Here is a 22,234-nt window from a genome sequence, read left to right on the forward strand (position 1 = left end):
GCTTCAAATCCAAGATCAGTGCCCGAAATGGCCAAATGCCCCTCCTGTTTCCAAAGCCTTGGGCCTTTTGGCGAAAGAAGGCGCAGGCGGCAATCCCGCGACTACTCAAACAGGATCCACGGTGTAGATTGAGACTTGATGACCTCCAACGCCGGTTGGCACTGATCCCGCCGGACCCAACAGACTCTTTCCGAAATCAGCAAAGCGAATATGGCTGGGTTAGTTCGAGCAGCTGTGAACTGTAGAGCACACCGTACGCGACAAATCGCAGGGTTCATCTCTTTGATAATAATGTAAAAAATGGCAATTTTGGACGATGGTCACTTCTCAATCACTTCAAATCGACTGAGGTGACACCATGCGCACATACATTGCTTGTTAAAATACCCTATATATTTCAATGCTTTGATGTGAGTTGACTCTAGAATGGAACATATGTAGAACGATATTGCCTTTCGCGGTGCAACCAGGCTCCCAAGTATTGGAGTCTGTCATGAACAGAAACATATCGGTCCAAGCATACCTCCCCCAGCACATTGTTGCGTGGCTGGATAACCAGGCAAAGCAGGCCCAGGTTAGCCGAAGCCACTGGGTTTCAAGCGTGCTGCTCGAGCTCTTCCAGGGTCAGGATTTGCGAGAAGAGGCACGCGCGAATGCAGTGCGGATACAGCGGCAGCTGACCTTCGCCATGTGCGCACTCGATGGACTGCTTGACGGCCACCCCGACCCGACTTTGCGCGAGCGCGTCCATGACGGTAAGCGTCCGGGCTATGGCGTTTTTTGAGGAGATTTGCCGGTCGGCTCTCGACAAAATAGCGGACGATGACTGCCCCCATCATTCGTTCGGAAAGCAATAATCCGGCAAATTCTTTGGATCGATGCTGGAGCACCGTTCCTCCGCGTTTAACATCACCCAATCATTTCCGAGTTGAGTGAATACCTTTCGCCGGAGCTGCCACGGTCCGAACTCTGTTTCGCCGAACTGCCGAACACGGATCTCATATTTGCATGCAAAATGTCGAAAAGCGCTCTTTGCACATGAAATACCTGCAAGCTCTACCTTCGGCGTCTTTAAAGCGCCGCTAGGCTCAAACTTCCAAGGTTGAGCGAGACTCAGCCGTTCTATATCACTTATTGTCTGGGCGGACGGCGGTTCGGGTATGTCTTGGGCAGTCCCAGCATCAGGAATAGGGCCAACGATTGGTGGCTTCATTGACGAGGCGGTCGTTCCAGCGACAACTGGACTTGCCAGAAATATGTAGGCTGCGAGAAGCATTCTGAAATAATGCTGGAAATCATTGTCTGTGGCAATGCGCTTGAACAGCCGGTCCGCTTCTCAACCCGCAGCCGGTCAGCCTTCTGCATTCCAGTTCCAAGGCAGCAACTCGTCCACCCGGTTGATGGGGTGACCCTTGCCGATGCGGCCAAGCACATCGGCCAGCCATTCCTGCGGGTTGACGCCGTTGAGCTTCGCGGTCTCGATCAGCGAATACATGGCGGCAGCGCGCTCGCCGCCACAATCGGCACCGGCGAACAGCCAGTTCTTGCGACCGACGCAGATACCGCGCAGCGCATTCTCGGCGAGGTTGTTGTCGATCTCGAGGCGACCGTCGTCGGTATAGGCGAGGAGTTGCGGCTTGAGCTTGACGGCATAGCGCAGGGCTTCGGCCAGCGGTGAACGTGCCGATGCCCGCGCCAGGATGTCATCGGCCCAGACGAAGAAATCGAGAATTTTGAGCTTCGACAGCTTGCGCGCGCGTCGCCGGATCTCGGGCGGCTCGGCAGCGATCGTGCGCTCGATTTCGTAGAGTTTCTTGATCTTCTCGATCGCCACGGCGGCGACCGAGGCGTGATCGGCCTTGAACACATCGTAGAGCTTGCGCCGGACATGTGCCCAGCAGGCCACGGGTGCGATGATGCCGGCTTCGCGGGTCGGATCGTAGAGCCGTTCGAACCCGGCATAGGCATCGGCCTGCAGGAAGCCAGCGAAAGTCTTGAGGTGTTCGCGTGGCCGTTCGCCCTTGCGGTCGGGACTGTAGCGGAACAGCGCCGCAGGCTTGTCGTTTGGGCTCCATCGCCGATTATCGCGCAGGTAAACCCACAATCGCCCGGTTGCCGTCTTGCCGGTTCCGGGTGCCAATACCGGAACCGGGGTATCGTCAGCATGGAGCTTGGAACTGGCCATTGCATGGTAGGCGATGCGATCGACCAAGGGCCTGAGCAACCAACTTACCTGGCCAAGCCAGTCGGCTAGGGTGGAACGGCTGAGATCGACGCCTTCGCGGGCGTAAATCTGCGACTGGCGGTAGAGCGGCAGATGATCGGCGAACTTCGAGACGACAACATGGGCCAGCAATCCCGGCCCTGCCTTGCCGCGTGGCACGGGCAGCGCGGGAGCGGGGGCCTGGCTGATCGCATCACAGCACGAACAGGCGAGCTTGGGGCGGACGTGGCGCACCACGCGAAAACTGCCCGGCACATACTCGAGCACTTCGGTGACATCTTCGGCGAGCGCCGACATCGCGCCACCGCAAGCTGTGCAGCCATCCGCCGCCGGAGCGGCATGGATCACTTCATCGCGCGGCAGATGCTCGGGCAAGGGCAAACGGCGGGGCCGGCTGCTTGGTGCCTTCGGCTCCCGGTCCGGCAGTTTGCCTTCGATGACGCACTCGGCATGGGCCTGCTCGGCTTCCAGTTCTTCGAGCGTCAGTTCCAGCTGGTCAGGTTGGCTCGCCATGCGCTCGGACGACTGACCGAACTTCATGCGCCTGAGCTTGGCCAGGGTAGCCTTCAACTTCTCGATCTGGAGCGTAGTCAGAACGACCGCGTTCTTTGCCGCAGCCAGTTCGGTGCGCGTGGCGGCCAACTCTTGCCGTTCGGCTTCCAGCGCCTGCTCCGATGCAGCAAGCCGTGCCTGCATCTGCTCCACAAGGGCGCGCAGATCATCGGGATCGGAGGGTAGTTCAAGCTGCTCGGGAGACACGGTTCCCGTTAGCAGAATCGGCGAATCCGGCCAATCGAAAAGCGCGCAAATCCACGCAAAATCCGGGCCATCACATCTGCTCGGGCAGCCTTGGCGGATCGGGACTGACCGTCCGCCGCCAGTCCATCGCCTCGATCAATAGGGCGAACTGCGCGGGCGTCAGGATGACTCCGCCGTCGACCAGCGGCGGCCAGACGAACCGGTGCCGCTCGAGCCGCTTGGCGAACAGGCACAGCCCGGTGCCATCCCAATGCAGCGCCTTCAGATACGTCCCGCTCTTGCTGCGGAACAGAAATACATGCCCGCCATAGGGTTCGACGGCGAAAAGCGGTCGCACCAGTGCGGCCAGGCCATCGAAGCCCAGGCGCATGCTGACCGGCTTGCTCGCAAGGTAGACCTTCGTGCCTGGTGCCAGCGCAATCACGACGCCTCCCGCAATGCGCGCAAAACCCGGGCCAGCGCCTTCTCGTTGACATAGCTGTCCACTGCCAGGCGTATGCCGTTCCTCAGGTGGATATCGATCCCACCAGGCCGCGCGCCGGGATAGGGACGGACCAGTTCCTCGGCCAGCGTCGGGCCTTGTGGCACCGCCGGTGCGGCGGGGATCGGCGCTGATACTGCCGGGGGAAGCGCGCACGCAGGCTGTTCCGGCACCGCGCCGTAGGGAATGAACTGCATCGGCTCGCTGGCGATCTTCTCCGCCTCCCGGCGCAGGCGCCTCCAGTTGTGGATCAGGCTTGGCGAAATCCCCAGAAGCTTTGCTACCCCCACGATCGTCGCGCCCGGCTCATCGCACCGCGCCAGCACCGCCGCCCGCTCGGCATCCGAATACCGCCGCCGTCGCTCGACCCCCGTGATGATCTCGATCCGATCCAAGCCACTCTCCTTCGGCAGTGCCAAAGGACACTCCTGAGGAAATGCTCATCGCGGCAGGGCACTGCCCGCGCAACACGCCGGAGCCCGGACGCTTACCCATGACGCTTACCGCCGCAAGGTTGAACGCGAACGGTTGGGAGCGGGCGAATGATCCGGAGAAATGGTCAAAGCGTCAGCGGCGCGGCCCAATTGTCGCTGCCCTATGAAAACGTCAACGAGCGGGGCGTATCGCGTCAACTCGAACCACTCACCGTTCGAATCCCCGATGCCATCCGGCTCACTGGAATTTGCCGGTCCAAGCTTTACGAGCTGATGGCTTCGGGCGACCTCGAAACCATCAAACTCGGTCGCAGCACGCTGATCCCGGTCGATAGCCTGAAAGATCTCATCGAACGGGCACGCGCGGGGCTACTCTGATACCCTGCGCTTGAACACTGGGCGGACGACCTTGCCACCCTCGCGGAGCTGGTCGAGGTAGTCCGACCAATGCTGCATCATCTTCACCCGCTCATTCCAATGCTCTCCGCGCGCATAGGCGCGTCGCACGCCATTCGTTTCGACGTGCGCTAACTGCCGTTCGATGGCGTCAGGGTGCCACATGCCCATTTCATTGAGCAGCGTGGAGGCCATCGCGCGGAAACCGTGTGCTGTCATCTCGTCGGCAGAGAAGCCCATGCGGCGAAGGGCCAGGTTGATCGTGTTCTCCGACATCGAGCGCTTCCACGTGTAGAATGACGGGAAGAGGTAAGGAGCATGGCCGGTCAGATCGTAGAGCTGTTCGATCAAATCGCATACCTGCCGTGACAGGGGCACCTTGTGAAGGCGGCGCATTTTCGTCCGTTCGGCAGGTATCTGCCAAATCGCCTTGTCGAACTCGATGTCGGCCCATTGGGCCAGACGAAGCTCGCCGGGCCTCAGGAACACATGGGGGGCGATCCTGAGGGCCATGCGGGTGATCTCGTGACCCTGGAACGTCTCGATCGCCCGCAGCAGGTTTCCTGCTTCTATCGGCGTTGTGATGGCAGCAAAGTGCTTCGTCTGAGGCACGATGAAGGCACCACGAAGGTCAGACGCGGGATCGCGGTCAGCTCGTCCCGTGGCGACTGCGTAACGAAAAATCCTGCCGAGCAAGCTACGTAGCCGCCGTGTAGTTTCATGACGGCCAGTCGCTTCGATCTTACGCAGGGCAATGAAAAGCTCCGGGCTGCCAAGCTCGCCAATCGGCCGCTTCCCAAGAACTGGATAGATGAGCGATAGCAGCCATCGGGTCTTCGCAATCGTTGCGTCTCCCAAACCTTCCTTTTCCCGCTTCTCCAACCATTCTTCGGCGACGGTTCGGAAATTGCTATTCCGGTCCATCATGGCGTTGAACTTGCGAAGCTGCTTTTCGAGTGCCGGATCGATACCATCATGGACCTGCCTACGCATCTCGAGGCCTCGCGCTCTTGCGTCGGCCAGCGAGATCATCGGCCAGGGTCCGATCGTGATTGCTTTTTGCTGTCCTTGGAATCGGTAAGTCAGCCGCCAACTTTTGCCGCCTGCAGGGGAGACGTAGAGGTAGAGGCCTTCACCGTCGAACATCTTGTAGCCACGCTCACGCGGCTTGGCGTTTTGAATCGCCGTGAATGTTAGTTTCATGTTCGCGCCTTTCGCTTTGGCGCCGAAGCGCCGAGGGAAATCCGGCGGAACAATGATGGAACACTATGCCCACATTATGCCCACATCGCGGTCGGACGTGTGAGTACCAATCCGGATTTGAGCGAACGATTTTAGGGATAAAAACCGCAGAAATCCATGCTTCCAGCGGATATGGACGGACGTCTCCGTACCATGAATTTGGTGCCCAGAAGAGGACTCGAACCTCCACGCCCTTGCGAGCGCCAGCACCTGAAGCTGGTGCGTCTACCAATTCCGCCATCTGGGCACGGTGCATCATGCAAAGGCGCATGATGCGGGGTAGGAGCGGGCCGATAGCGGGGGGGCGCGGTGGTGTCAACGCGGATTGATGGTCGCGCTGCCGGTCAGGTTGATGGTTGCGGCGATGCTCGCGGCGACGTGGCACAAAATGGCTGTCGCCTTGGTTGCCCTGGGGCGGGCGATTGTGCCAAGGGCGGATGGCTGCGTCGCGGCGGGATCGGTGGCCCGTGCGGACGGATGCGGCGACACGAACGGAGCATGCCCGGCCATGGCAAGAGATTCGAACGATACGCTGAGCGGCAAGCTGGTCGCCCTCGTTGGCGGCAGCGGGTTTTTCGGAGCGCATGTGGCGCAGGAACTGCTGGCACGCGGCGCGCGGCTGCGGGTGTGCAGCCGCCATCCGGAAAAGGCCTACCGGCTCAAGACGCTGGGCAACCTGGGCCAGGTGCAGCTGTTGCGGGTCGACGTGCTGAAGCCCGAAACGCTGGGCGCGGCATTGGCGGGCTGCGATGCGGTGGTCAACCTGGTCGGCGCGTTTGCCGGCGATCTCGATGCGCTGCAGGGCAAGGGCGTGGGCAAGCTGGCCGAGGCCGCGCGCGCCGCCGGGGCAAGCGCGTTCGTCCATGTCTCCGCGCTGGGGGCCGATGCGCATTCGCCGATCCCCTATTCGCGCACCAAGGCCGAGGGCGAGGATGCGGTGCGCGCAGCCTTCCCCGCCGCCACGATCCTGCGCCCGTCGGTGCTGTTCGGTGACGATGACAGCTTCATCACGATGTTCGCCGGGCTGATCGCGGCGTTTCCGGTGATGCCGGTGTTCGGCCCGCAGGCGAAACTCCAGCCGCTGATGGTCGATGATGCGGCGGCCGCGGTCGCCAATGCGCTGGCCGATCCGCAGGCGCACGCCGGCAAGACGTACGAGATCGCGGGGCCCGAGCAGATCGCCATGGGTGACCTCAACCGCCGGATCGCCGCAGCGCAAGGCCGCACCCGCGCGTTCCTGGAGCTGCCCGACGCGGTGTCGGGCGCGTTCGCGACGCTGACCGGCTGGCTGCCGTTCGCACCGCTGAGCCGCGAGCAGTGGGCGCTGCTGAAGGACGGCAACGTCGCATCGGGCGCGCTGCCGGGGCTGGCCGAACTGGGCATCACGCCGCGACCGCTGGGGCTGTTCCTCGACCGCTGGATGGTGCGCTTTCGCAACCACGGGCGCTTCGGGACCAAAGTGCGCCCCGCCTGATTCGCCCCGCCCGGTTCGCCCCGCCCGGCTCGACCTGGAGCCAAGGCTTCCGAAACCCGCAGAAATGCGTCGAAGTTGACGAAGTTTACACACCCCTTTTGCGCGATCGGGCCCGCCTCCGGCCAAAGTGGAAATCGCGTTTCAGCGCGGCTGGGCGTTTCAGCGCGGCTGGGCAAGGCGGCGGGCATGGCGTCCGACCTAACCGTTCCGACAGGCTGTAGGACAGCGCAAAGTCGCCGCAACGTGATGCCGGCATGCCATCGTCCCGGGCTTGACCTGGGACCGCTGGCGATCTGACGCTTCCCGGCCAGCGGTCCCGGATCAAGTCCGGGACGACGCCAGCCCCCGCGCCTCAGGCGTTCACGTCGGCGTAGTGGCTGGGGGGCTGGATCACGTCCATGCGTTCGGACAGCAACGGGCGGAAGCTTGGGCGGCTCTTGAACACCGAATACCAGCCGCGCGCCTGTTCGTGGTCCGACCAGTCGATCCCGCCGAGATAGTCCGCCACCGAAATCTGCGCGGCGGCGGCCAGATCGGCCAGGCTCATCGTCGCGCCTGCCAGCCACGGGCGGTTGTCGATCAGGTAGTCGATGTAGTCGAGGTGCGCGTCGGCCATGCGCATCGCCTCGCGCAGCGCGCGGCTGTCGACCGGCTGGCGCAGGAACAGGCGCTTCTTCATCTTTTCGTGGAGCAGCGGCCCGGTCACGTCGGCGAAGAAATTCTCGTCGAACAAGGCCACCAGCCGACGGATTTCGGCGCGGTTGGCGGCGGTGCCGTTGATCATCGGCGCCTTGTCGACGGTTTCCTCGAAATATTCGCAGATCGCCCGGCTATCGACCAGCGTGATGTCGCGTTCGGTGTTGTGCAGCGCCGGGGTGCGGCCCGCCGGGTTCAGGCGCATGAATTCGTCGCGCTGATCCCACGGATTTTCGCGCCACAATTCGTAAGCGATGCCCTTTTCGCTGAGCAGCAGGCGGACCTTGCGGCTGAACGGACAGAGCGGAAACTGGTAAAGCTGCCACATGGCCCGGGTTCATGGCGCAGCGCAGGCGCGGGTGTCCAGCGCTTGCGACGCGGATCGGACGATTTTCCGGTGGATCAGCCAGACGGCCGCTAAAGCTTTTGTGTTCAAGACGGCACCAGCCCGCTCCCTCACCCGGCCACCCAAGTCATTGGATAATATGGGTGGCCGGGTGGCGGAGTGGGCTGGTGCCAACCCGACGCAAGTCGGAAAAGCGCTAAGGCGCGACGATGACCTCGCTCGCGCTGGCGCCGATGCCCGCTGCCAGCCGCGCGAGACGGCGTGCCAGCGTGGTGTCGGCGAGCGGAGCCAGGTCCGCAGGCACCTTGAGTTGCAGCACTGCGCCCTCGCGGTGCAGCGCGGTGCGCCGCAGCGCGCCGGGGGCACCACCCGATATGCGCTGCGCCAGGCGGATCGCATGGCCCCAGCCGCGCGCCTGCAGCGCCTCGTCGGGGCCGAGCAGGCGGTCGAGGATCGGCGGCGTGTCGCTGCCGCCCATGCCGACGTACAGCGCCAGCGCGATCATCGCGCGGTCCGATGGCCCCACCCCGATCCAGTTGCCGTGCAGCGCCAGTTCCTCGCCCCCCAGCGCGCGGAAATCGGGATTGCTCGACCAGCCGGTGCCGCGCAGCAGGCAGGCGGCATGGCGCAGCCGGCGCCAGTGCGGCGCGGCATCGGCGAATGCACTCTCGAGCCAGTCGTTGAGGCTTTCGGCGTAGCCCGGCACTTGCTGCTGCGCCGCCACCAGATAGCGCACGCCCTCGATCAGCGGATCACACGCGCGCTGGTAGGGAGTGAGCCGCTGGTACAGCAGCCCCTCGCGCAGGCCGAGCGCGGAAATCGCCACGCGATCGGGTCGCACCACTTCGACCAGCGCCGACAGCAGCCCGGCCCCGTCATCGAGGTAGGGAATGCGCGCGGCCTTGATCCGGGGGATCGCCTTGATCGTGGCGCGGTCCATCGCGCGCACCGCTTCGTACAGCGGCCGCGCATCGGTTGCGGCGAACGTGTAGTTGCCGATGACCGGCAGCGGGAAATCGGACAAGTGCATGTGCACGCGCGCCAGCGTGCGCCACGATCCGCCGACGAGGTAGATCGGCTTGCCCGCGCATTCGGCCAGCCAGCCCAGCCCGGCGAGCGAGCTGACAACGTGCTTTCTGAGCTTGCCCGCGCCGTTCGCGCGGATTGCGGCGATGCGCAGCGCGCCCAGCGGGAACGAGGCGCGCGCGGCGATCTCGCCGTCGCGCACGCGCACCAGTTCCAGGCTGCCGCCGCCCATGTCGGCAACCAGTCCATCGGCGTTGGGCTCCCCCGCGATCACGCCATAGCCCGATCCGGCGGCCTCGGCCTCGCCGCTCAGGATGCGGGCGGGCAGCCCCAGCGCCTTGACCTGTTCGATGAAGGCGACACCGTCCTCGGCCTCGCGCACGGCGGCGGTGGCGACGACATCGAGCGAGGCCAGCTCCATCTGGCTGAGCAGCGCGGCAAAGCGGCTCAGCCCGCCCAGCGCGACCTCGACCGTGGCGGGATCGAGCCGGCCGCCGGCGACCACCCCGCTGCCAAGGCCCGCCATGATCTTTTCGTTGTACAGCACCACCGGCGCGCGCGGAGCGCCGCCGAAGATGACGAGGCGGATCGAGTTGGACCCGATATCGATGATGGCTTTCGGCCCGGCGGCAGTGTTCACCGGCGGCGTTTTAGGGACAGTTTGGGCACAGCGCCAGCCGTGTCGAGCGCGGCACCGCGTCCCGACAGCGAAGGGTTGGTCATGAAGTAGCGGTGCAGGTTGAACGGCGGGTTGCCCGGCGCCGCGCGGACATAGCTGCCGTCTTCCTGCATCAGCCAGCTTTGCTCGTCATCGAGCAGGTTGGCGACCATCACCTGATCGAGCACCTGATCGTGCACCGTGGCGTTGCGCAAGGGCAGCGCATATTCGACCCGGCGTTCGAAGTTGCGGCTCATCCAGTCGGCCGAGGAAATGTACACATCGGCCTTGCGGCTGGGCAGCAGCGCGCCGTTGGCAAAGCACCAGATGCGGCTGTGTTCCAGGAACCGGCCGATCACCGACTTGACCGTGATCGTGTCCGACAGGCCCGGCACGCCCGGCCGCAGGCAGCACACCCCGCGCACTACCAGCGTGATCGGCACGCCGGCCTGGCTCGCTTCGTACAGCTTGTCGATCGCGGCGCGGTTCGACAGCGAGTTCATCTTGGCCCAGATGCCCGCCGGCCGCCCGGCGCGCGCGTTCTCGATCTCGCGGTCGATCAGCCAGAACAGCTTCTCGCGCAAGTCGATCGGGCTGACCGCCAGCAGTTGCAGGTCCTGCGGCTCGAGGTAGCCGGTGATGTAGTTGAACACTTCGGCGGCATCGCGCGCCGCCTTGGGATCGGCAGTGAAGAACGACAGGTCGGTGTACGTGCGCGCGGTCACCGGGTGGTAGTTGCCGGTGCCAAAGTGGCAATATGTGCGGATCGCCTTGCCTTCGCGGCGCACGACCAGGCTGATCTTGGCGTGGGTCTTCATCTCGATGAAGCCGTAGACCACCTGCACGCCCGAGCGTTCGAGCTGGGCGGCCCACTGCAGGTTCTGCTCCTCGTCGAAACGGGCTTTCAGTTCGACCACGGCGGTCACCGCCTTGCCCGCTTCGGCCGCATCGCACAGCGCGCGGATGACCGCCCCCTGCTTGCCCGCGCGGTACAGCGTCTGCTTGATCGCCAGCACGTCGGGATCTTCGGCGGCCTGGCGCAGGAACGCCAGCACCACGTCGAAGCTTTCGTACGGGTGGTGGACGACGATATCCTTCTGGCGGATCGCGGCGAAGCAATCGCCGTCATGCTCGCGGATGCGCTCGGGAAAGCGCGGCAGGTAGGGCGCGAACTTGAGGTCGGGCCGTTCGAAATCGACGATTTGGCCCAGGTCCGAAATGCCGAGGAAGCCTTCGGTCTCGGTCACCACGGCATCGTCGCTGCCCAGTTCGTGCGCGATCAGCCGCGCCAGTTCGGGCGGGATCGCGCTTTCGGCCTCGAGCCGGATCACCCGCCCCCGGCGGCGGCGCTTGATCGCACTGCGGAAGTAGCGGACGAGGTCTTCGGCCTCTTCCTCGATCTCGATGTCGCTGTCGCGGATCACCCGGAACGCGGCCGATCCGACGATCTCGTAGCCGGGGAACAGCCGCTCGCTGAAATGGCGCAGCACCGTTTCCAGCGGCACGCAGCGGTGCCCTTCGGCAAACACGAAGAAGCGGGGCAGCGCGGCGGGCAGCATGATCAGTTCGCGGATCGCCTCGCCATCGCTCTTGCGGCGAAGCTGGAACAGCATCGACAGGCCCAGGTTGGGGATGAACGGGAACGGGTGCGCCGGATCGAGCGCCTGCGGGGTGATCACCGGGAACAGCTGTTCGCGGAAGAACGTGGCCAGTTCCTCATCGGCGGCGGCGTCGATCTGGTAAAGCGCGAGCACTTCCACGGCGGCAGTCGCCAGTTGCGGGCGCAGTTCGCGCCACAGCGCCTGCTGCTCGGCCATCAGCCGGTCGGCTTCGGCGGTGATCAGCGGCAGCTGCTGGCTGGGGGTGAGCCCGTCGATCGAGGGATCCTCGATCTTTTCCATGACCTGCCCGCGCAGGCCGGCGACGCGGACCATGAAGAATTCGTCGAGGTTGGCGCCCGAGATCGAGAGGAAGCGCAGCCGTTCGAGCAGCGGGTAGGCGGTGTTCGCCGCCTCTGCCAGCACGCGCCGGTTGAACTGCAGCCAGCTCAGCTCGCGGTTGAAATAGCGCTTCTCCGCCGGATGAGCCGTATCCTCGACCGGGAGGGGGGTCGCGGTGCTGAGCGGTTGCAGTGCCATAATCCCCAGACGGTAGCGCCAGCCTAAGACAGGCGGCAAGCCCCATCGTCCCTAACGCGCGAATTGTTTCAATTGCGTGATGCGCGGCGGGATGCGGCTACCCCTCGACCAGTTTGCGCTCCACCCCGGTCCACAGCCGCGCCAGTGCCCGGCCCGGCTCGCTGGCGCCGGCAAAGCTGCCGATCGGCGCGCGGCGGGCGGCCATCTGCTCGATCTGGCTGGCCATCGGGATGATCGGCCAGTCGGGCAGTTCGGCCACGGTATCGCGGTGCAGCTTGCGCCGCATGTCGACCATCGACAGCACCGGCAGCAGCGGCGGGTGCTTCTTGTGGTGATAGGCCAGCTCGCCCCGGATGGCCTCGAGCGCCCGGCGCGCAAGCGGCGAAGGCGGCAATGGCACCACGATCAGCGTCGCGGCGCGGATGATCTGCGCGCTCAGCTCGTTGAGTGCGGGCGGGCAATCCAGCACGATGCGTTCGTAGCGCTGCGACAGGATCTCGGTCAGCCGCGCCAGCCGCCGCCGCTTGCCGATCATCGCAAACAGCGATTCCAGCCGGCGCAGGCTGTCGTCCGACGGGAGCAGGTCGAGCCGGTCGTACGGCGTGGGAACAATCAGCTGATCGGGTTCGAGATCGCGGGTGAAGATCGAGGCGGCGCGGCTGCCGTTGGCCGCATCGCAGCCGGTCAGGAACGCCGCCGCGCCCTGCACGTCGAGATCCCACAGCAACGTCTGACGGCGCGACAGCGTCGCCGCGCTCCACGCCAGACTCGCCGCGATCGTCGATTTCCCGACCCCGCCCTTCACGCTGTAGACTGCAACAACTGCCATGGCCCGATGCCTAACGCATCGCGGCGCGAGCGCAAAGCTCCGCCACGCAGCCGTCGCAATCCGGTCAGAACGTGCCCTTGACCTGGAACGAGAAGATCGGCCCGATCAGGCGGTTGCGTGCCTCGATGAAGGCGATCGGGCTGGTGTCGCGGCGGCCGGTGTAGACGATCCGGTCGCGCTTGCTGCGGGCGTTGATCACATTGCCGACTTCGGCATGCACGGTCAGCCCGAACACGTCCTTGTTCTCGACGAACAGCGAGGCGAACACCGGCCCTTCGTACCGCCGGTCGATCTCGCCCAGCCGGTACGCGGCGGTCTGGTGCGAATACTGCACGCTGGAACCCCACGCCCATTTGGTGCCGGGCACGTCCTGCCGCAGGTTCAGTTCGAGCAGCTGATCGGTGATGTCGCCATAGGCGATCGGCTTGCCGGTGAGCGGGTCGGGCAGGCGGGTGTACTGGTACAGGCCATGGATATCGAGCTTGGCGCCCTTCCAGCCGATCGGATCGAACTGCAGCGTGGTGTTGCTTTCGATCACGCGCACCCGCGCGCGCGGCACGTTGCCCACCGATTCGCCGGTGAGGCCGATGGGGATGACCGTGACGTAGTCTTCCACCTGCCGCCCGGTGAAGCGCAGCTTGGTCGATCCCCACGCGCCGAAGCTCTTGTTCGCCTCGATCTCCAGCGTCCAGTCCTGCTGGGGCACAAGCTCGGCATTGCCGGCATTGGCATTGCCGTTGTCGAGGAACTGCCGCGCGAGGAAATCATAGAACGACAGCTGCCCCACCCGGCGGCGCAACCGCACGCTGAGGTCGAAGCTGGACGACGGCTTCCACGCCAGCGACGCCGATCCCTTGGGCCGGAAGAAGCTGCGGGTGAGGCCGTTGGCGCCGGTCTGCATCAGCGTGGACCGCTCGGCCCCGACGATCAGCTGAAGCGTTACTTTCGGGCTCAGCGGCTTGCTGGCGCTGAGGCTGGCGTCGTAGCGCTTTTCGCTGACCCCGCCGGTGCCGCCGGGGAACGGCACATCGACGAACTGCCCCGTGGCATCGAGCGAGGCAATCGCGGCGACGTTGCGCAAGGTGTTGAACGCGCCCTCCCCCGCCAGCTGCCAGTCGGCGCCCAGCAGTTTCCAGTTGTATTCGGCGCGCGCGATGCGTTCGGACAAGTCGCCGGTCTGCGCGAAGCGGTCGCCCGTGGCCGGCGATCCATCGACCGGGCGCACCACCACCGTTTCGGAAAACGGCTCGTGGCTTTCGTGGTTGAGGCCGATCAGCTTGAGCCGCCCCGGCCCCAGCCGGAACTCGACGTCGCCGCCCAGTTCCCAGTTGCCGTCGCGGTTGCGGTCGTCGAGGAAATAATCGAACGGCGTCCCCGCCACCGGGGTGCGAAGCCCGTGCAGGCCGTAGTGATCGTAGATCCGCTGCACCGACACATTGATGTTGGCGACCGAGCTGCCCGGCCCGTCGATGGTGAACTTGCCCGAAATCTTGGGCTCCTCGTAATCCTCGGCCCACACATCCTGCCGGGTTTCGATCACCGCGCCGCTGCTATCGAGGATTTGCGTCGGGCCACCGGCGGCGCTGTGGTTGGCAAGGTTGGCGATGCTCAGCGTGTATTCGAGCCAGTCCTTGCGCCCGCTCACCGAGACCTGCCCGCGCGTAAACATCGGGTGGGCGTAATGCGCGCGGAATTCAGGCTCCCACGAGAACTGGCCCGACAGCCCTTTCGATGCCGCGACGATGTTGGCGACCTGGCCCGACAGACCGGGAATATCGAGCGTGGCGGCATCGACCAGCTCGATCCGCTCCACCGTGGAGGCGGGAATGCGCGCAAGCTGGGTGGCGATGTCGTCCGACTTGGATGACAGCCGCCGCGAATTGACCAGCACGTTGCCGCTCGCCTGCCCCAGCCCGCGCGCGGTTTCGGCGTCGCGGATCGAGAAGCCGGGCAGCTGCTTGAGCATGTCGAGCGCGGTCTTGGGCGCAAAGCGGGCAAAGTCGGCGGGGGTGAACACCGCCTTGCCTTGCGCGGCGCGCGCGCCGGGTGGGGCCACGGTCGTCGTCGCCACCGGGGCGGGCGCCACGGCGGGATCGGGGGGAACGGTAGCTGTTGCCGCCGGCGCAGTCGCGGGCGCGGCGAGGACCGCCTGCGGACTTGTCGCAATGAAGGCCGCAGTCAGGAGCAAGCGCCGGTGCAATATCATCCCCCGCCCTTGGCGCATGCCATTGCAACCATGGCGGTCCGTTCGACGAGCAGGCGATGCTGCCCGACCAGCGTATTACAATTGAATACAATTCGCGTCCCGCCGTGCTTCCCCGCCTTCGCGGGGAAGCGGCATGCCGGATGCAAGGCAGGGCGACTGACGCGTGCGGCGCCTCGCGCCCGCTCAACCGACCATGCTGCGCCGCATGGCCTGGCGGATTTCCTCGAAATCGCGGCGGATCGTCGCCAGCCGCTCGGCATCGAAATGCACCGCGCTGTCGAGCACCGACCGCCGCGCCGCGCCGTACAACTGCAGCAAGGCCTCTCCCGTCGCGCCTTCGGGGGCGACGCCCATGTGCAGCGCGGTGAGCGAGGCGACCGCGCGGGTCAGCGCCGCGCTTTTCATCGCGTTGTCGCCCGATTGCGCGGCGAACAGCGCCCGGTCGAGCGAGCCGGTCAGCTGCTCCAGGCACAAATTCACCAGTTCGCGGGCATCGGCGCCGCTGACGCGGGCGTCGAAATCGACGCGGCGATAGGCTTCGCAAGGGTCACGGCGCAGCAGCATCAGTTTCCGCTCTTGTTCCATACCGCGATCTGGCCCTGGATGAACGACAGGGTCGAATGCGACTGTGTGATGTTGGAATCCGCATGGGCAAAGCGGGTCGAAAGGCTCAGCCGCAGCTTTTCCTGGTCGGCGGCGATAGTGGTCTTGGTGGTCGCCAGCTTGGCTTTCTGCGCGGTGTAGCGCGTGATCGATCCGCCCAGCGCGTTCGGATCGCTCGCCGCCGTGGCCTTGCGCGCCAGCGCGTCGACCGTCGAATAGACGCCGTACAGCCCGTTGGTGAACATCGCTGCCGCCGCCGCCGGGTTGGATTTCAGCGTGGCGGTCAGCCGGGTGGTATCGAGCGTGAACGTGCCGTCGCGGTTGGTCGCCAGCCCGAGATCGCTCAACGTGCGCGGCGTTCCGGCAGGCGCATTGGGCATCACCACGGTGCCGGCCAGCGCGCCGAACGCGCGCTTGAGCGTGCGCGTGCCGCTGTCTTTCGACAGGTCGCCGCCGGTGGGATCGCTGTCGGTCGCGATTTCGGCCATGATGTCGTTGAGCGCGGAGGTCAGGTCGGTCATCGCGGCGGTGATAGCGCTGGTCGCGTCGCTGAACCCGATCTGCGTCGGCGCGCCGGGGTTGGTGCCGGTGAGCGCGAGCGACAGGCCGGGGGCAACGTCGGTCAGCGTGTTGGTCGGGCTGGTCATCGCCACGCCGTCGAGCTTGAACGCGGCGTCGGCGGACCGGGCGATCAGCTTCGCCGGCGCTGCGGCGGGGGTCCAGGCCAGCGCCGAGAGGCCGGGGTCGCCGGGGGTTTCGCTCGCTTCCAGGGTGAAGCCGTTGGCCGCGCCCTGCTGGCCCTTGAGCACCAGCTGCGCGCCGTTGGCGGTGTTGGCGACATACGCCGAGACGCCACTGTTGCTGCCGTTGATCGCCGATGCGACATCGGCCAGCGTCGCGCCTGCGGCAATGCTGAGCGGCACGGCAGCGTGGGCGGTGTCCTCGGTGAACGTGGCGCCGGTGCCCGTGCCCGCAATCGTGCCGAAGTGCAGCGTCAGCGTGCCCGAGCCGACCGGGGTGGTCGATGCGGCGAAGCTGGAGGTGGTCAGCGTCTGGCTGGCGGCGAGGCTCGTCACCTCGAGCGAGTACGATCCGGTCGTGCCGGTCAGCGTGCCCCGGCTGGGGGTCGCGACCGCGGTGTTGGCGATGCTGGGCAGCGGCGCGAGGTCGCCCGTCCGCACCCGGTCACCCAGCGCGGTCGACAGCCCGAGCAGCTTGCTCTTGATCGTCGAGGCGGCGGAGATTTCACGATCGAGCGTGGCGCTCTGGTTGTCGATCTGGGCGTTGCGCGCCGCGAACTGCGCGACTGAGAGGTTGGTCGCCAGCGCCTGCATGTCGATGCCGCTGCCCCCGCCCAGCGCCGAAACGAGCGACGAGGTGGTGGACGCGGCGGTCGTTGAGGTGGTCGAGGTTACCATGGCAGTGAGGACGTCCGCTGGCGGGGGGAGTTAAGCGGCTTTTCGCGCATCGGGCCGGCCTTCGGCATCGAACCGCAGCGCGGTGGGCACCTCGACCAGCGGCGGCGGGACGTGATCGCCGCGCTTCAGCGACAGCACGAACGCCAGCACCGCCGCCACCGCGCCGTACAGCTCTTCGCGGATCACCTGGTTCTCGCGCGTGGTGAAATAGACCGAGCGCGCGAGCGCGGGGTATTCGAGCACCGGCAGCGCGCGTTCGGCGGCGAGTTCGCGCATCGCCAGCGCCTTTTCCCCGCGCCCTTTGGCCAGCACGATCGGTGCCTGCGCGCGCAACGGGTCATACGCCATGGCGACCGCGAAGTGCGTGGGGTTGGTGATGACGAACTGCGCCTCGGCCATGGCGCGATGCACCCCGCCCAGCGCGAGTTGGCGCTGCCGCCCCCGGATCGCGGCCTTCTTTTCGGGCGAGCCTTCGGCTTCCTTGCTTTCGTCGCGCAGTTCCTGGTGGCTCATCCGCAGGCGGAAGAAGCGGCGGACGAACTGGATCGGAAAGTCGATCATCGCGATCAGCACCAGCCCCGATCCCAGCGCGAACAGCAGCGAGGTAATCGTGTCCCACGCGAACGCCAGCTGCGGCGTGACCGGCCCTGCGCCCAGCCCGATCAGCCCGGCGACCCGTCCGCGCGCCCATTCATAGGCGATCGTGCCCAGCAGCACGAGCTTGGCCAGCCCCTTGGCCAGTTCGATCCAGCCGCCCGTGCCGAACACGCGTTTCAGCCCCGACAGCGGATTGATGCGCGAGGCCTTGGGCGCAAGGTTGGCGGGCAGAAACTTGCCGTTGCTGAACCCCAGTTGCGAGCCGACCACGGCGATCGGCACCAGCACGCCCAGCACCAGCAGCGGCGGCAGGACGCCCTTCAGCGCCTCCAGCAGGGTGCGGCCGGGCGAAAAATCCTCGATCGCGCTGCGATCCCACGTCAGCCCGGTGCGCAAGGTGTCGGACATCGCGCTCAGCATCCACGGCCCCGCCAGCCGCAGCCACACCGCGCCGACCATCATGCCCACCGCCGTCGCCAGTTCGCGCGAGCGCAGCACGTCGCCGTTTTTCGCCGCGTCGGTTTTGCGCTTTTCGGTTGGGGCGAAGGTTTTTTCGCCAGAGTCCTCGCTCATCGGGGGGCCTCGCTCATCGCTACATTCCTATTTCGCGACCAGCGCGGCGGCCTGCGTCACGGCGGTGGCGGAGACATCCGCGAGCCGGTCGGACAGCAGCGGCGCGGCCGCGATCAGCGCGGCGAGCCCCGCCAGCACGCCGGCGGGCAGGCCGAGCGAGAACAGGTTGAGGCTGGGCGCCGAGCGGCTGATCACGCCGGTCGCCAGCTGCACCAGCAGCAGGATCAGCGTGACCGGCAGCGCGATGGCGATGGCAGTGACGAACATCGACGAGCCGAAGCCGGTAAGCAGGGTCAGCCGGTCGGGCGCGAACCACGCCGATCCGGGCGGAAACGCCTCGTAACTGTGGACCAGCAGCGCGATCCAGTTGAGCTGCGCGCCGGTGCCGAGGAAAATCAGCGTCAGCACCACGCCGAAGTACTGGCCCAATGCGGGCGAATGCGCCCCGCTGCTGGGATCGGCGGCGGTGGCGATGCTCATGCCCATGCCGCCGCCGATCAGTTCCGCCGCGATGGTCGGCGCGGCGAACGACAGCTGCAGCACGAAACCCAGCGCCAGCCCGATCGCCACCTCGTTGGCGGTGGCGAGCAGGCCGGGCAGCGACAGCAGTTCGGCCGGCGGCTGCAACGGCGTCCATGCGCAGACCAGCACGGCGATGGCGCCCGCCACGATCACGCGCAGCTGCGCGGGCACCGATGTCGCGCCGAACAGCGGGGCGGCGAACAGCGCCGCGCCGATCCGCGTCATCGCGAACAGCAGGCGCCAGAACTCCGCCTCGACCGGGCCGAACCCGAAGTTCAGGCTGATCATCGGGTGTTCCCCGCAGCCATCATCGCGTGATCCCGGCGATGGCAGCGAAGATGTCGCGCATGAAATCGCCGACCAGCGCCAGCATCGATCCGCCCAGCACCACCAGCACCAGCGCGGTGACCGCCAGCTTGGGCACGAACGTGAGCGTCTGTTCATTGACCGACGTCGCGGCCTGGATCACGCCCACGACCAGCCCGATGACCAGGCTGGCGATCAGCACCGGCGCGGCAACCAGCATGGTCACCCACAGCATCCGGTCGGCCAGCGACAGCAGCGAGGCAGAGTCCTCCATCAGCCGAAACTCGCCGCAAGACTGCCCATCAGCAGCGACCAGCCATCGACCAGCACGAACAGCAGCAGCTTGAACGGCAGCGAAACGACCGTGGGCGACATCATCATCATGCCCAGGCTCATCAGCACCGACGACACCACCAGATCGATCACCAGAAACGGCAGGAACAGCATGAACCCGATCTGGAATGCGGTCTTCAGCTCGCTGGTGACGAACGCGGGCAGCAGGATCGAGAACGGCACGTCGGCGGTGCCGGCGAATTTGGGCGCGCGCGCCATGTCGGCGAACATGTGCAGATCGTGCTCGCGCGTTTGGCGGATCATGAACGCATGGAACACCCCGCCGCCCGCCGCGATCGCCTGTTCGGCGTTGATCGTGCCGGCGGCGTAAGGCTTGATCGCGGTGGCGTTGACCGTGTCGAGCGTGGGCGCCATCACGAACAGCGACAGGAACAGCGACAGCCCGATCAGCACCTGATTGGGCGGCGATTGCTGCAGGCCCAATGCCTGGCGCAGGATCGACAGCACCACCAGGATGCGGGTGAAGCTGGTCATCATCAGGATCAGGCTGGGCAGGATCGTGAGCAGGCCCATGACCAGCAGCAGCTGCAGCGACAGCGACAGGCTGCCGCCCGACTTGCCCGCGACTTCGCCGAACGCGCGGTCGAGCGCGCCGGGCACGGCAGCGGGCGCGACCACCGGGGCCGCGGCGTGGGCGATCGCCGGGATCAGCAGCAGGGCGAGGAGCAGAACGGCGACGGCGGCCTTGCAGCCGCTCCTCTTCAGAGGAGGGGTTGGGTTGGTGACGTTCCCCAAACGCCGCGTCTGCCGAGAGGCACCACCCCCAGCCCCGCCCCGGAAGAGAAGGAGAGTCAACGACATCGTGCTCACGCCGCGTCCCCCTCGACCCGCGCCCGTGCGGGCGCTTCGGCCAGCCGCACCAGCCCGCCCTTGCTGGCCGAGACGAGGATTTCGCGGCCGTGGAATTCGATCACCGCCAGCCGCAGCGTGGGCGACAACATTTGCGTTTCAACGATGCGCACCGCACGCGGGCCTTGCGCCGCCGTCGCACGCACCTGCATCCGCCGCGCCAGCTTCAGGCTGCCCCAGGCGAGCCCGGCGATCAGCGGCAGCAGCACGGCGAGCTTGAGGAGATACCACAGCATCAGGCGGTCCGGTCTTCGGCAGCCGCATCATCGGCGCGCGGCACCCCGATCAACTCGACGATGCGCAGCCCGAAACGGTCGCCTTGCGCAACCACTTCGCCACGCGCGATCAGCTTGCCGTTGACCATCACGTCGAGCAGTTCGTCGGTCAGCCGGTCGAGCGTCACGACGCTTTCCTCGCCCAGCGACAGCACGTCGCGCAGCTTCATGTCGGTGCGCCCGAGCTCGACTGTCAGGCGGACGTCGACATCCTTGAGGAAATCGAAGCCGCGGGTGTGGAATGTCATCAAAAGTCCTCTCGGAAAATCAGGAAATGTGGGTGATCTGCACGGCGACGCGATCGTCGACCGCGCCGATGGTGCCGCGCGCGACGGCGCGGTCGCCGATCCGCAACGGCACGCTGCGCGCCACCGACACCGGCAGGATCTGTCCCGGCTCGAGCGCGGAAATCGCCGACAGCGGCATCGCCATGTCGACCAGCAGCGCGATCATCGGCAGCGGCATGTCGGCAAACGGTGCGCTGGCCGGATCGGCCGCGCGCTGGTTGGCCAGCCGCGCGGCGGGCGGTCGTTCGCCATGGCCGAACAGTTCGCCCAGCGTCGCCAACGGAAACGCCAGCGCCATCGTCCACGGCGCGCGTCCGGGCTGGCTGATCGTCAGCACGATCGTCGCCAGCCGCGTCGCCGGGGCAAACGGCGCAAGATGGGCCAGGCTGCCGTCGCGGCGCAGCGAGCGGATCGCGCCCTCGCGGTCGGCCCCCAGCGCCGCCGCCAGCCGCGCGGCGATCACCGCTTCGAGCCGGGCCACGATCAGGTCGGCCGACACCGGAAATTCCTCGGGCAAGGGATCGGGTGCCTCGCCCGGCCCGCCGAACGCGCGATCGACCAGCCGCAGCACCGCGCCGGCATCGACCGTGGTCAGCAGCGGCGCGGCTTGCGCACCGGCCACGAGCAGGCTGTTGGCCGCCAGCGGCGCGATCGTCGCGGCGAAATCGGCGTAAAGGATCTCGACCGGCGCGCTGCAGTCGATCGCGGGCGGGTCCCCGCCGAGCAGCGGCACGAGCGCGGCGCGCAACGCGTGCGCCAGCCGCTCCCCCGCGCGGGCGAGCGCGGGCAGCAGCTCGGCCGGGCCGGGACCGGGCCGCAGCAGCGCGGCGCAGTGCTGCGCGATCGCGCGTTCTGCAATGAAGTGACGTTCGGGTTTCACGCAACCGGCTTCACTGCACCAGGAACGACTTGAAGTAGACCGCGTCGATCCCGCCGAAGCCTTCGGTTTCGGTCAGCACCTTGTTGATCGCCGCCGTCAGCCGCTTTTGCAGCCGCTCCTTGCCTTGCGAGCTGTGCGCGTCTTCCTCGGGCGTGTCGGCCAGCACCACCAGCATTTCCGAACGGATCGCCAGCTCGTGCTTCTTCAGCCACAGCAGCACGCGCCCGTCGCGGCGGGTGGAACAGGCCAGGCTCACCTGGATCAGCGCGGTGGAGTTCTGCAGGTTGGAGGTGAATTCTTCGGCGAAGCCATAGTACACTGTGCGGTATTCGCTGCCGCCATCGCCCTCGACATCGGCGGCGCCTTCGCCTTCCTTGCCGCCCTCGGCCTTGGGTGCGAACGGATCTTCCTCGCCCTTGCGGATCAGCTTCGGGCGGTTGTCTTCCTTGACCGCGGCCTTGCCGCCGCCGACCATGCCAGACTGCACCATCGCGAACACCCCGCCGCCGCCCGCGCCGACCAGCCCGAGCGCCATCGCGATCTTGATGATCATGCCCTTGCCTTTCTTGGGCTTGGCCTCCTTGTCCTTCTTCTCGGTGCTCATCGTGGTTCCCCTGCTGTAATCTGGTGTGCGCGATCTGGTGTCGGTTGGTTCGGTCGA

At 66.2% G+C, this 22,234-nt stretch carries 22 protein-coding genes and 1 tRNA gene; 3 read left to right on the forward strand and 20 right to left on the reverse strand.

The genetic code is table 11. The features are described from left to right. Positions 1 to 493: 493 nt before the first annotated feature. The gene (locus NL2_RS21305) at positions 494 to 784 is read left to right on the forward strand and encodes a hypothetical protein (protein WP_157083274.1); all 291 of its coding nucleotides are present in this window, start codon (positions 494 to 496) and stop codon (positions 782 to 784) included. Positions 785 to 1,351: 567 nt separating this feature from the next. Here NL2_RS21305 and tnpC read toward each other — a convergent pair. The 3 genes from tnpC to tnpA all read right to left on the reverse strand — a co-directional run bounded on the left by tnpC (position 1,352) and on the right by tnpA (position 3,859). Further along, the gene (tnpC, locus tag NL2_RS19340; protein WP_068077971.1) at positions 1,352 to 2,920 is read right to left on the reverse strand and encodes an IS66 family transposase; all 1,569 of its coding nucleotides are present in this window, start codon (positions 2,918 to 2,920) and stop codon (positions 1,352 to 1,354) included. A 133-nt stretch (positions 2,921 to 3,053) separates the two neighbouring features. Then, positions 3,054 to 3,407, reverse strand: coding sequence for an IS66 family insertion sequence element accessory protein TnpB (gene tnpB, locus NL2_RS19345; protein ID WP_068077890.1), 354 nt, complete (start codon positions 3,405 to 3,407; stop codon positions 3,054 to 3,056). Beyond that, complete coding sequence (gene tnpA / locus NL2_RS19350) at positions 3,404 to 3,859, reverse strand: IS66-like element accessory protein TnpA (protein WP_068077892.1); 456 nt, start codon at positions 3,857 to 3,859, stop codon at positions 3,404 to 3,406. The genes tnpB and tnpA overlap by 4 nt, the downstream gene beginning before the upstream one ends. A gap of 147 nt (positions 3,860 to 4,006) precedes the next feature. Here tnpA and NL2_RS19355 point away from each other — a divergent pair, with 147 nt between their 5' ends. Further along, positions 4,007 to 4,276 (forward strand): helix-turn-helix domain-containing protein, encoded by a 270-nt coding sequence (locus tag NL2_RS19355; protein WP_084356229.1) that lies wholly within the window; start codon positions 4,007 to 4,009, stop codon positions 4,274 to 4,276. On the opposite strand, the gene NL2_RS19360 is transcribed toward NL2_RS19355, so the two are convergent. After that, a complete protein-coding gene (locus NL2_RS19360) occupies positions 4,268 to 5,497 on the reverse strand; it encodes a tyrosine-type recombinase/integrase (RefSeq protein WP_068077895.1) in 1,230 nt (409 codons plus the stop codon). The genes NL2_RS19355 and NL2_RS19360 overlap by 9 nt on opposite strands. A gap of 199 nt (positions 5,498 to 5,696) precedes the next feature. Further along, positions 5,697 to 5,783, reverse strand: a tRNA-Leu gene (locus NL2_RS19365). Positions 5,784 to 6,044: 261 nt separating this feature from the next. Here NL2_RS19365 and NL2_RS19375 point away from each other — a divergent pair. Next, positions 6,045 to 7,010 (forward strand): complex I NDUFA9 subunit family protein, encoded by a 966-nt coding sequence (locus NL2_RS19375; RefSeq protein ID WP_068077901.1) that lies wholly within the window; start codon positions 6,045 to 6,047, stop codon positions 7,008 to 7,010. Positions 7,011 to 7,362: 352 nt separating this feature from the next. On the opposite strand, the gene NL2_RS19380 is transcribed toward NL2_RS19375, so the two are convergent. From NL2_RS19380 to NL2_RS19450, 15 genes are all read right to left on the reverse strand, one after another. Further along, entirely contained in the window at positions 7,363 to 8,034 is a 672-nt protein-coding gene (locus tag NL2_RS19380) for a glutathione S-transferase family protein (RefSeq protein ID WP_068077904.1), read from the reverse strand. 214 nt (positions 8,035 to 8,248) lie between these two features. After that, positions 8,249 to 9,718, reverse strand: coding sequence for a Ppx/GppA family phosphatase (locus tag NL2_RS19385; RefSeq protein WP_068077909.1), 1,470 nt, complete (start codon positions 9,716 to 9,718; stop codon positions 8,249 to 8,251). Beyond that, a complete protein-coding gene (locus NL2_RS19390) occupies positions 9,715 to 11,874 on the reverse strand; it encodes an RNA degradosome polyphosphate kinase (protein ID WP_068077911.1) in 2,160 nt (719 codons plus the stop codon). The genes NL2_RS19385 and NL2_RS19390 overlap by 4 nt, the downstream gene beginning before the upstream one ends. A 97-nt stretch (positions 11,875 to 11,971) precedes the next feature. Next, positions 11,972 to 12,703 (reverse strand): ParA family protein, encoded by a 732-nt coding sequence (locus NL2_RS19395; RefSeq protein ID WP_068077914.1) that lies wholly within the window; start codon positions 12,701 to 12,703, stop codon positions 11,972 to 11,974. A 64-nt stretch (positions 12,704 to 12,767) separates the two neighbouring features. Further along, on the reverse strand, positions 12,768 to 14,891 hold the full coding sequence (locus NL2_RS19400) for a TonB-dependent receptor plug domain-containing protein (RefSeq protein ID WP_245647773.1): 2,124 nt from the start codon (positions 14,889 to 14,891) through the stop codon (positions 12,768 to 12,770). Between the two features lie 201 nt (positions 14,892 to 15,092). Continuing rightward, entirely contained in the window at positions 15,093 to 15,473 is a 381-nt protein-coding gene (locus NL2_RS19405) for a flagellar export chaperone FliS (protein ID WP_068077920.1), read from the reverse strand. Further along, the gene (gene fliD / locus NL2_RS19410; protein ID WP_068077926.1) at positions 15,473 to 16,930 is read right to left on the reverse strand and encodes a flagellar filament capping protein FliD; all 1,458 of its coding nucleotides are present in this window, start codon (positions 16,928 to 16,930) and stop codon (positions 15,473 to 15,475) included. Before fliD ends, NL2_RS19405 begins: the two co-directional genes overlap by 1 nt. Before the next feature lie 30 nt (positions 16,931 to 16,960). Beyond that, entirely contained in the window at positions 16,961 to 18,100 is a 1,140-nt protein-coding gene (locus NL2_RS19415) for an EscU/YscU/HrcU family type III secretion system export apparatus switch protein (RefSeq protein ID WP_068077928.1), read from the reverse strand. A gap of 27 nt (positions 18,101 to 18,127) precedes the next feature. Continuing rightward, positions 18,128 to 18,910 carry a flagellar biosynthetic protein FliR gene (gene fliR, locus NL2_RS19420; protein WP_068077931.1) on the reverse strand — a complete coding sequence of 261 codons (783 nt, stop codon included), beginning with the start codon at positions 18,908 to 18,910 and terminating at the stop codon, positions 18,128 to 18,130. 19 nt (positions 18,911 to 18,929) lie between these two features. Next, positions 18,930 to 19,202 carry a flagellar biosynthetic protein FliQ gene (locus NL2_RS19425; protein ID WP_068077933.1) on the reverse strand — a complete coding sequence of 91 codons (273 nt, stop codon included), beginning with the start codon at positions 19,200 to 19,202 and terminating at the stop codon, positions 18,930 to 18,932. Continuing rightward, the gene (gene fliP / locus NL2_RS19430; RefSeq protein ID WP_068077935.1) at positions 19,202 to 20,017 is read right to left on the reverse strand and encodes a flagellar type III secretion system pore protein FliP; all 816 of its coding nucleotides are present in this window, start codon (positions 20,015 to 20,017) and stop codon (positions 19,202 to 19,204) included. Before fliP ends, NL2_RS19425 begins: the two co-directional genes overlap by 1 nt. 71 nt (positions 20,018 to 20,088) lie before the next feature. After that, positions 20,089 to 20,367, reverse strand: coding sequence for a flagellar biosynthetic protein FliO (locus tag NL2_RS19435; RefSeq protein ID WP_068077938.1), 279 nt, complete (start codon positions 20,365 to 20,367; stop codon positions 20,089 to 20,091). Beyond that, positions 20,367 to 20,654, reverse strand: a complete 288-nt coding sequence (fliN, locus tag NL2_RS19440; protein ID WP_068077942.1) for a flagellar motor switch protein FliN — start codon at positions 20,652 to 20,654, stop codon at positions 20,367 to 20,369. Before fliN ends, NL2_RS19435 begins: the two co-directional genes overlap by 1 nt. A 19-nt stretch (positions 20,655 to 20,673) precedes the next feature. Continuing rightward, on the reverse strand, positions 20,674 to 21,573 hold the full coding sequence (locus tag NL2_RS19445) for a FliM/FliN family flagellar motor switch protein (protein WP_068077945.1): 900 nt from the start codon (positions 21,571 to 21,573) through the stop codon (positions 20,674 to 20,676). A gap of 10 nt (positions 21,574 to 21,583) precedes the next feature. Next, positions 21,584 to 22,177, reverse strand: coding sequence for a flagellar basal body-associated FliL family protein (locus NL2_RS19450; RefSeq protein ID WP_068077948.1), 594 nt, complete (start codon positions 22,175 to 22,177; stop codon positions 21,584 to 21,586). Between the last annotated feature and the right edge of the window lie 57 nt (positions 22,178 to 22,234).

The sequence above is a fragment of the Novosphingobium lentum NBRC 107847 genome, assembly GCF_001590965.1.
Classification (GTDB): Bacteria; Pseudomonadota; Alphaproteobacteria; order Sphingomonadales; family Sphingomonadaceae; genus Novosphingobium; species Novosphingobium lentum.

Bases quoted from the DNA above. Each gene is read 5' to 3' on its own strand.
- NL2_RS19395 (WP_068077914.1), bottom strand. From the start codon at position 12,703: ATGGCAGTTGTTGCAGTCTACAGCGTGAAGGGCGGGGTCGGGAAATCG.
- tnpC (WP_068077971.1), bottom strand. From the start codon at position 2,920: ATGCAGGCACGGCTTGCTGCATCGGAGCAGGCGCTGGAAGCCGAACGG.
- fliD (WP_068077926.1), bottom strand. From the start codon at position 16,930: ATGGTAACCTCGACCACCTCAACGACCGCCGCGTCCACCACCTCGTCG.
- NL2_RS19405 (WP_068077920.1), bottom strand. From the start codon at position 15,473: ATGCTGCTGCGCCGTGACCCTTGCGAAGCCTATCGCCGCGTCGATTTC.
- NL2_RS19415 (WP_068077928.1), bottom strand. From the start codon at position 18,100: ATGAGCGAGGACTCTGGCGAAAAAACCTTCGCCCCAACCGAAAAGCGC.
- NL2_RS19425 (WP_068077933.1), bottom strand. From the start codon at position 19,202: ATGGAGGACTCTGCCTCGCTGCTGTCGCTGGCCGACCGGATGCTGTGG.
- NL2_RS19360 (WP_068077895.1), bottom strand. From the start codon at position 5,497: ATGAAACTAACATTCACGGCGATTCAAAACGCCAAGCCGCGTGAGCGT.
- fliR (WP_068077931.1), bottom strand. From the start codon at position 18,910: ATGATCAGCCTGAACTTCGGGTTCGGCCCGGTCGAGGCGGAGTTCTGG.
- NL2_RS19355 (WP_084356229.1), top strand. From the start codon at position 4,007: ATGATCCGGAGAAATGGTCAAAGCGTCAGCGGCGCGGCCCAATTGTCG.
- NL2_RS19390 (WP_068077911.1), bottom strand. From the start codon at position 11,874: ATGGCACTGCAACCGCTCAGCACCGCGACCCCCCTCCCGGTCGAGGAT.
- NL2_RS19380 (WP_068077904.1), bottom strand. From the start codon at position 8,034: ATGTGGCAGCTTTACCAGTTTCCGCTCTGTCCGTTCAGCCGCAAGGTC.
- fliN (WP_068077942.1), bottom strand. From the start codon at position 20,654: ATGACATTCCACACCCGCGGCTTCGATTTCCTCAAGGATGTCGACGTC.
- NL2_RS19435 (WP_068077938.1), bottom strand. From the start codon at position 20,367: ATGCTGTGGTATCTCCTCAAGCTCGCCGTGCTGCTGCCGCTGATCGCC.
- NL2_RS19375 (WP_068077901.1), top strand. From the start codon at position 6,045: ATGGCAAGAGATTCGAACGATACGCTGAGCGGCAAGCTGGTCGCCCTC.
- NL2_RS19450 (WP_068077948.1), bottom strand. From the start codon at position 22,177: ATGAGCACCGAGAAGAAGGACAAGGAGGCCAAGCCCAAGAAAGGCAAG.
- NL2_RS21305 (WP_157083274.1), top strand. From the start codon at position 494: ATGAACAGAAACATATCGGTCCAAGCATACCTCCCCCAGCACATTGTT.